General features: G+C 35.5%; 8 protein-coding genes. 2 read left to right on the forward strand and 6 right to left on the reverse strand.

Going from position 1 to position 8,307, the window contains the following annotated elements:
• Positions 1-176: 176 nt before the first annotated feature.
• Positions 177-584 (reverse strand): hypothetical protein, encoded by a 408-nt coding sequence (locus HMPREF9171_RS104060; RefSeq protein ID WP_000749961.1) that lies wholly within the window; start codon positions 582-584, stop codon positions 177-179.
• Between the two features lie 101 nt (positions 585-685).
• The gene (locus HMPREF9171_RS104055) at positions 686-976 is read right to left on the reverse strand and encodes a WXG100 family type VII secretion target (RefSeq protein ID WP_000078284.1); all 291 of its coding nucleotides are present in this window, start codon (positions 974-976) and stop codon (positions 686-688) included.
• 730 nt (positions 977-1,706) lie between these two features.
• Here HMPREF9171_RS104055 and HMPREF9171_RS104050 point away from each other — a divergent pair.
• Both HMPREF9171_RS104050 and HMPREF9171_RS104045 read left to right on the forward strand, forming a co-directional pair.
• Entirely contained in the window at positions 1,707-1,928 is a 222-nt protein-coding gene (locus HMPREF9171_RS104050; protein ID WP_001100856.1) for an AbrB/MazE/SpoVT family DNA-binding domain-containing protein, read from the forward strand.
• On the forward strand, positions 1,925-2,332 hold the full coding sequence (locus HMPREF9171_RS104045; RefSeq protein WP_001269840.1) for a type II toxin-antitoxin system death-on-curing family toxin: 408 nt from the start codon (positions 1,925-1,927) through the stop codon (positions 2,330-2,332). The genes HMPREF9171_RS104050 and HMPREF9171_RS104045 overlap by 4 nt, the downstream gene beginning before the upstream one ends.
• A 125-nt stretch (positions 2,333-2,457) precedes the next feature.
• Here HMPREF9171_RS104045 and HMPREF9171_RS104040 read toward each other — a convergent pair whose 3' ends face one another.
• From HMPREF9171_RS104040 to HMPREF9171_RS104025, 4 genes are read right to left on the reverse strand one after another with little or no spacing between them, the layout of a single operon-like run.
• Complete coding sequence (locus HMPREF9171_RS104040; protein ID WP_001082309.1) at positions 2,458-3,891, reverse strand: ATP-binding protein; 1,434 nt, start codon at positions 3,889-3,891, stop codon at positions 2,458-2,460.
• A gap of 19 nt (positions 3,892-3,910) precedes the next feature.
• Positions 3,911-6,919 (reverse strand): type I restriction endonuclease subunit R, encoded by a 3,009-nt coding sequence (locus HMPREF9171_RS104035; RefSeq protein ID WP_000507062.1) that lies wholly within the window; start codon positions 6,917-6,919, stop codon positions 3,911-3,913.
• Between the two features lie 27 nt (positions 6,920-6,946).
• Positions 6,947-7,447, reverse strand: a complete 501-nt coding sequence (locus HMPREF9171_RS104030; protein ID WP_000331513.1) for a TIR domain-containing protein — start codon at positions 7,445-7,447, stop codon at positions 6,947-6,949.
• Complete coding sequence (locus HMPREF9171_RS104025; protein ID WP_000868610.1) at positions 7,447-8,274, reverse strand: macro domain-containing protein; 828 nt, start codon at positions 8,272-8,274, stop codon at positions 7,447-7,449. Before HMPREF9171_RS104025 ends, HMPREF9171_RS104030 begins: the two co-directional genes overlap by 1 nt.
• Positions 8,275-8,307: the final 33 nt, after the last annotated feature.

An 8,307-nucleotide genomic window follows, 5' to 3' on the forward strand; every position in this document is an offset into this window, starting at 1 on the left:
GGATACTTTAAATTTTTTTCTATCTTCTGTTGTAATAATATTTGTTTCGTTATCTTTCTGGGGTAAATCCGTTATGACAGTTGAATGATTTTTTTCTGCATAATCGGGGTTAACTGAATATACATTATCTCCAATATTGAATTCACGAAGTTCTTTCTCGGTATATGTAAATCCCATTATTGTATCTTCTCCTGACCATCTGAAAAAATAATTTTTATAGTTTTTTTTGTTTTACCAATTCTTGAATCAAAAAAATTCATATTTTTTTCATTAAATTTTCCACTATAATTTTTTTTCGATTCCAAATTATGTGTAATATTATAAACAATAGATTTTTTATCATTAAACAATATCCTTACGGTACAATTCCAATCTCCAGGAATTTCAGTTGAAACAGGATGTGTGATTTTTATTTCTTCTATATTCTCATAGGAATTTTTCAATGCTTTGACTAGACTAACTTCATATTCTCGATTCCGTTTTAGTTCTTCTTTTCTTTGTTGTTCTTTCATATAAAATCCTCCGCTAAAAACAAGTATGAATAATGCAACTATTAGTAGTATTATTTGGGTACTCTTTTTCATTTTTACTCCTTTATGAAACAATTGCATCATCTAGCTATAATATATCAACTTAGGAGAGCTTATGCCCTCCTAAGTTAAACTTATGAATTTGAATAAGCCAATTATTTATTAATTTGTGAGGCAATATCTGAGTCTGTTTGTTCGACAACATCCGCAACTTTCAATAATTGTTGATTAATATCTTCTAATAATTGTGCAAATTGTGTGATTTTTGGAGACAATTCATTGAATTGGGCTTCAAAGCTATCAAATGCTGTACCATCCCAATTTTCATCAATAACAGCTTGTTCTTGAGTCAAAGCTGTTAACACATCTGTAATTGATTGTGATCCTGTTGTATATTTTTGTGCTGAAGTACGGAGTTCTTCAGGTGTTAGTTTAATTTGTGACATCATTTGCTCCCTATTTCTTTAACTACAGTATAGCATATTTAGATGTTCCTTCCACAGATAAAACTCATAATAGGTTAATCTATTAAAAATACAAACAGCGATTTATATTACATTTACCTTACTTTCAAAACGGAAAGGGTTATCAAAAGGTTTTAAAAAACACCTTGCAAGACTTGCAAAGTGCTTTGAAACGTTGATATAATCGTACTGATTAACATTTTGAGAATTGTGAAGCTTTACGAGCTTTCTTAAGACCTGGTTTTCGCTGACAACTGTAATATATGGTGTTATATAGTATAAACTAGCTAATAATCATCAATTTACATCCAAAAAGTGTACTATGTATTGCAATATATTCACGAAGGGGTTATCAGGTTATCAAAAGCAAAAATTACAATAAAAAAACACCTTGCAATTGCTTGCAAAGTGCTTTGAAACGTTGATATAATCGTATTGATTAACGTTTTGAGAATTGTGAAGCTTTACGAGCTTTTTTAAGACCTGGTTTTGGGTAACAAAAGTAAAATATCAATAAAAGCTTATTAAATCAAGCTTTCAAAAGTCAGTTTCATTAAATTTAAACACTTATAGCCTAATCCTACAAATAATGGATTACCATTAGATTACCAAAAACTCGTTTTCGGAGCTTATGTTATTGAGAAACAATGTGTATTCACTTTACTTTTTTGTAAGTTCATTTTATAATGTATATACAAACGGAGGTAGAACCATGAATGTTATCTTGAGAAAAACAGGAAATAGTACTGTCATTACAATTCCCAATAAAATTAAAGAAACTCTTGGAGCAGAAATTGGAGAAGAAATTGAATTCGTCACTTCAGGAAATAACGTCATCATTCGTAAAGCTGAGCCAAAATTTGATTTTGATAAGGAACTAGAAAAAGCTATGAACCAATACGATGAGCTTTTGAAAGAATTGGTGGATAGATGAGATACCTAACTGCTGAAGATATTATCAAAATCAATGTCATGGTTATTGGTAAATATTCTCCTAATGAACCTGTTGGCATTGCTGATCCAAACAGTCTTCAAATGATTGTTGAACAGCCTAAACAAGAGATTTTCGGAAAAGTTCTCTATCCAGATATCTACAGTAAAGCTGCTATTATCTGGATAAATTTGATTAAAAAACATCCTTTTTATAATGCTAATAAACGAACTGCTGTTCTTGCCTTGCATATATTTCTAGCAATGAATGGTTACCAATCCAATCTTTCCTTACAGGATGGACTTGAAAAGACAGTTGAAATTGTTACCTTTCAAGGAGATTTTGAAGATTTAAAGAAAACAATTATTCACTTCCTCAAGCAAGATGGAAACATAACAAAATTATAATTAAAAAGTGGTTATCAACCTTTCGTTGAAGACCACTTTTTATGTTCTACTGTATCCTACTGTATCCTACTGTATCCTACTGTATCCTACTGTATCCTACTGTATCCTACTTCATAAAGGATAAACTATCTGTCAACTAAAGTATAGTACTGATGTCTATCATTTTTGTTTGCGCCGTACCAATTAAGGATGCCCAATTCTTGTAAGTTTTTCATAGTTTTTACAATAAATTTACGGCTTCTACCAGTAATTTCAATCGCCTTTGCTGTTGTCATTTTCTCGCCAGAATTGTACATATAGTGGACTATAACCTGCTCATCTGCGTTTAAATTACTAAAATCAGAGAACTGTTTTTCTAGGCTGTCACGTGTACGAAGATGACGACTGACAATATTATTTTCAAGAGTTAGGACCACTTTGTTTCCTGGTTCTGAGTATTTAGGCTCATGAAGAAAAGCTGATTCCATTTCAGAATAGATACGCTTAACACCCTCGTTCATTTCACGAACCCAACCAAATTCAGTCAGGGTTCTCGCAATCCGAGGATTTCTTGAAAAACGTTCATGCTTGATATTGTCAACGGTGACGATATTGGGTAATTTCCCTGGGCTGTGAATCTCTAAGCGATCATCGAACATGAGTACACGAATGTGATCTCCATAGACAGAGTAATCACGGTGAGTTACTGCATTGACAACACCTTCAAACCAAGCAAACTCAGGATATTCAGGCAATATTTGAAATTGACCATTATCGTCTAAGTACTGAAATTCCCGCAACTGAGTACGGATAAAATCTCGAACTTTTATAATCAGTACTGGCAAAGCATCATCAAAAGTCACTTCTTTGATGACATTAAAGCTACTCCCTGTCCCCATATCCGTGCCATCAAAGCGTTGAAAGCGAACACGAGCTTGTGGGAAAAACACTGACGGACATTTACCAAAAAGTAGAATTGCTGCCTTGGTCAGTTTACCATTCACGAGAAAACGCCGTGCTTTAAGAATTTCCTCTGTCGAACGTTCTGAAATATCAAACCGATTTTTGAAATCTTGCACTAAGTTATCATCAATGTCTTCCAGGGTTGCATCAGGTACTACTTCATCTTCAAAGAAACGTTGTCCCTTATCATAGCTGAGCTGAGTACGTTGCTCATAGCTTAATTTAACCGATTCATCGCCCTGACGCAGATAGACCTCGTCATTAGGCGCAGCAATCACTCGATTTGATGACAATTCAACTGATATAACCAAAATTAAATCATCTTCTCCCTTGTGATTAACCACAGGGATTTCTTCAAAAGATAAGTCCAGAGGAGTGTCACGCATCTCACGGTCAATCTTTTTAAAATCGTCTATTGGATAAGCTCTGCCATCCTTGAAACCAGTGATAATGTTGTCCTGTTTCTCATCTTCAATACCAACCACCAACTGACCGCCGTCTGCATTGGCAAAGGCAATCAGATGCTTGAGTAATTCCTGTGGCTTCTTGCGTGCTGATTTTCTATCCAAGTATTGAGTTTCTGGTGAAAATTGGTAGTAGTGTAAGGTTCGATTCATGTATTTCTCCTGAATTCTATTAACTATCCGCCCATAACTCACATTGTGTGATAACTGTTGACAAGGCATCTTCAAGCCCTTCTGGAGGATACTTGTATTTTCTCAAAAGTCTCTTAACGATCCGTCGCATATTAGCGCGAGCAGATTCCTTTTTCTGCCAATCAATCGTGCGACTTCTCCGCAATTCGTTTGTCAGCTCCCGCGTCAGGGCAACTAACTGGTCATTATCATAAAAATCTTTAACAGCAGCAGGTTTAGTAATCGCATCATAAAAAGCTATTTCCTCTGGACTAAGTCCTAGTTCATTTCCTTCATCACTTGCTGCTTGCATTTCCGACGCCATGCGTTTTAATTCTTCGATAACTTCCTCATTTGTCAACATACCATTTAAGTAGGCTTTCATAGCTCTGGAAAGCATCTCTGAAAATTTCTCAGATTGAACAACATTTGTTCGCTTATAAATATGAACTTGTTCTCTTATCAACCTCTTCAACAATTCAACCGCAATGTTCCTTTCTTTCATCTTTGCAATTTCGTCCAAGAATTTAGGATCAAACAATGAAAAATCTCTTTCAGAATCCGCAAATAGATTGATAACACCTTCGCTCTTAATACTTGATTTTAGCAACTCACTGATTTTAGCATTAATTTCTTTGACCGATAGAGGTTTTCGAGGATTAACAATACGCGTTAATATTGTTCGAACAGCTTCAAAATAAGCTGCTTCATAGCGTTCCTCTGGCGTTAGTAAGGAACGACAGAGCTGCAGGGCTTGCTTTAAGAGAGTAGCCTCCCGTAAAAAACTCTCCTTATCCTTGTCTCTACTAGTGATAAAGTTGACACCACCCGTGATGACATTAGCACGCATCAGATTCGTTGCATTTTCATCTTTAAAAGCGGTGTAATCAAAGCCAAAGAACATATCTTGACAAACTTCAAGCTTTTCTTGAAATTTAGGGTAAGCTGTTGCAGCAATATTGGTGTCTCCAAAATTGCCTTTATCGCGATTGGTATAATCGTTCATAGCTTGTTTTAAAGCTGAGGCGATACCAACATAATCAACGACCAAACCACCTTCTTTATCCTTATAGACACGGTTAACACGCGCAATAGCCTGCATGAGATTATGACCAGACATCGGCTTATAGACATACATGGTCGCAAGACTTGGAACATCAAAACCAGTTAGCCACATATCAACAACGATAGCAATCTTGAAAGGACTATTATCATCCTTAAATTTTTTAGCCATTTCTTCTTTATGCTTTTTATTGCCTATAAGATCATGCCATTCTTCGGGATCTTTGTTACTAGAAGTCATCACAACACCAACCTTATCACCCCAATCAGGACGCAAGTCAAGCATCTTATGATAAATCTTCATCGCAATAGGTCTCGAATATGCGACAATCATCGCCTTCCCCGTCAATTCATTTTCACGATTATCTTCGTAGTGGGTGATAATATCTGTCACTAGCGCCGAAATGGTCTGGTCAGCACCTAAAACACTATCCAGTCGACTAAGTTCTCTTTTACTCCTATTGATGGCAGAATCTTCGGCTTGCCCTGCCAACACGTCATATTCGGCATCAATCTCCTGCAAGATTTTTTCATCAAGGTTGAGATGTATGACACGACTCTCATAGTAGACAGGTCTAGTTGCACCGTCCTCAACAGCCTGTGTCATATCATAAATATCGATATAATCCCCAAATACTTCTGTTGTTGATTTGTCTTTACTTGAAATAGGTGTTCCAGTGAAACCAATATAGGTCGCATTGGGGAGATTATCACGGATGATGCGCGCTGTCCCGATTTTAAACTTACCAGTTGCGGGATCAATCTTTTCTTCTAAACCATACTGACCACGATGTGCCTCGTCAGCCATAACAACGATATTATGTCGTTCTGACAAGGCTTCCGATGATTCTTCAAACTTCTGCATGGTTGTGAAAATAATCCCGTTCGCTTGCCTACCAGATAATAGTTCTTTAAGATGTTTACGACTTGTCGCTTGTACTGGTGTTTGGCGTAAAAATTGAGAACAGCGGTCAAATTGCTTAAACAACTGATTATCTAAATCATTTCTATCCGTCAGGACAACGATTGTTGGCGACCGTAATATCTTATCTAACAAATGAGCATAGAAAACCATCGAAAGGGACTTGCCGCTGCCTTGCGTATGCCAGAAGACACCACCACGCCCGTCAGTCTGCGTAGCTTTTAAGGTAGAACGAACTGCTTTTTTCACGGCAAAATACTGATGATAAGCTGCTAAAATTTTGGCATCACCTGAAAAACAGATAAAGTTTTTAAGGATATCCAACAAACGTTCTTTGGCAAACATGCCTTCAATCAAGGTTGTAAAGTTTGCTAACTGTGTATCCTCATAATTGCCATCAGTCGTCTTCCACTCCATGAAACGATCTTCACCAGCTGTGATAGTCCCTGCCTTTGATGTTGCCATGTCACTCATGACCAAAAAGGCATTGTAATAAAATAAAGATGGAACTTCCTTCATGTAGTTGCGGAGCTGACTGTAAGCTTCTGAAACTTCCGTTTCCTCACGTGACGGGCTTTTCAACTCAAAGACCACAATAGGTAGACCATTGAGAAAAACAATAATGTCTGGTCGTTTCTCACTATGTTCCTCGATTGTCCATTGATTAGCGACAATAAAGCTATTAGCGTCAGTATTATCATAGTCAACGAGGTAAGCAATGTCCGAAACCTCTTCGCCATTTTTAACATAAGTGACAGGCACCCCATTTTGGAGATAATCCATGAAAGTTTTATTTTTCTGCAACAGTGTGCCGCTCTCAAAATCACGCAACTTATTGATAGCAAAATCAATAGCAGAGCTCGGTAAGTAGGGATTTAGTTTCTCCAAGGCTACATAAAGCACATCACGAAAAAGACTATCGCGGTAGTCCCTCCCGACATCAGGACCATAAAAAGATGAATACCCTAAACTATCACGAAAAAGCTCCATAACTGCATTTTCGTAGTTGTTTTCGGTGAATCCCATAAGTATATCTCCCAATAAATTCTAAATTTAATATCCTAATTGTTTATATACTGTACCTTTATAAAAATAAGAACCCGCTTCCCCTTTTTTAAGGTATTGTTCATGCGAAGGAGGCCAGTTTTCAAGAGCATACTGCATAATTTTATTTCCAAAAGGGATAAATATAGCCAGTTGACCATCTAAACTTGATGGACAATAGTTATCCCTTTGTTTGCTTTTATTTAGATTAACACAGATAATTGGTAAGCCTTTCTTAATGGCAAGCTCAATTTCCCACTTTACAAACTTTCTTAAATACTTGGTGTTCTCACCAATTAATAAGATAAAAACCTTGCTATTAGTCATTCTTTCACGAAGTTGCCGTTTAATGGATTCTTCCTGGCTAGAATCTCTAGCACTATTAATGTCATGAGCATCATAGAAATTAAACGCTGTATTATCACTTTGTTTCCAAGCTTTCATTAGTTGATAGTAACGCATATCATTATCACCATCAAAAGCAACATAAGTTTTATTCCGATAAGCCATTATTCATTCTCCTTTAATTTATATAGATTTACCTGATTGAGTAAATCATTATGCACAATAATAGTTAATTTTGCAAGGTACGCAAACTTTATTTTGCTGACTTTGAAAGTCCAAATCATGATACGCAGTAGCTCATTAATATCAATATCTTCAAAACCATTTTTAAATCTCGTTATTCCCGAGCCAAATACTGGAACTGTAACTGACCTTTGAGCATACAATCTATTAATCTCATTCCAAAACGTTAAAAGAAAATTGACATATTCCTGAATTGTCAGTTCTGCTTGATTATTTTTATTAAATCGGCTAAAAGCAGTTAAAATATATTCATCATTTATCAAAATGGAACTTCCTAACTTATATTGAGTCATTTTTCCTTGCTTTCGCTTTACTTCCTTCTCTACAATACTATTTTTTAAATCATCATCACTTTCAATATCGGAATTTAATTTAGCAACATCATCAATATGATTCAAAATAAACTGTCCGTTCAAAGATTTTTTAGCAATTATTTTATCATCAACTGTCGTATCAAAATATTCATTAAAAGCAATCGCTTTCAGACCATCTTCTTCAAAAATATCGCCTGATTTTACAATAAGGGTTGTAACACCTATTTTAATATTGACTTGTCTCAATCTATTTGCCCTTCTCCATAAAAAGATATAAATGACACAGAGAAATGCAACGTATACAACGCCAGAAGTAAGCCTCCATTTATTAGGGATATCAAGAAAAATCAATACGGCCGATAAAATTGCAGTAATCGTAGCACATATATTAGAAAACTGTTTTAAAATATCCTTATCAAAAATACTTACTTTCATTTTTCAATATCCTTTAAAATATAGTTAAGATGA

It is taken from the genome of Streptococcus agalactiae ATCC 13813, assembly GCF_000186445.1.
Taxonomy (GTDB): domain Bacteria; phylum Bacillota; class Bacilli; order Lactobacillales; family Streptococcaceae; genus Streptococcus; species Streptococcus agalactiae.

What these genes read in the sequence shown, in the direction of transcription:
- HMPREF9171_RS104060 (WP_000749961.1), bottom strand. Translation starts at nt 584, where the DNA reads ATGAAAAAGAGTACCCAAATAATACTACTAATAGTTGCATTATTCATA.
- HMPREF9171_RS104045 (WP_001269840.1), top strand. Translation starts at nt 1,925, where the DNA reads ATGAGATACCTAACTGCTGAAGATATTATCAAAATCAATGTCATGGTT.
- HMPREF9171_RS104025 (WP_000868610.1), bottom strand. Translation starts at nt 8,274, where the DNA reads ATGAAAGTAAGTATTTTTGATAAGGATATTTTAAAACAGTTTTCTAAT.
- HMPREF9171_RS104040 (WP_001082309.1), bottom strand. Translation starts at nt 3,891, where the DNA reads ATGAATCGAACCTTACACTACTACCAATTTTCACCAGAAACTCAATAC.
- HMPREF9171_RS104030 (WP_000331513.1), bottom strand. Translation starts at nt 7,447, where the DNA reads ATGGCTTATCGGAATAAAACTTATGTTGCTTTTGATGGTGATAATGAT.
- HMPREF9171_RS104035 (WP_000507062.1), bottom strand. Translation starts at nt 6,919, where the DNA reads ATGGGATTCACCGAAAACAACTACGAAAATGCAGTTATGGAGCTTTTT.
- HMPREF9171_RS104055 (WP_000078284.1), bottom strand. Translation starts at nt 976, where the DNA reads ATGTCACAAATTAAACTAACACCTGAAGAACTCCGTACTTCAGCACAA.
- HMPREF9171_RS104050 (WP_001100856.1), top strand. Translation starts at nt 1,707, where the DNA reads ATGAATGTTATCTTGAGAAAAACAGGAAATAGTACTGTCATTACAATT.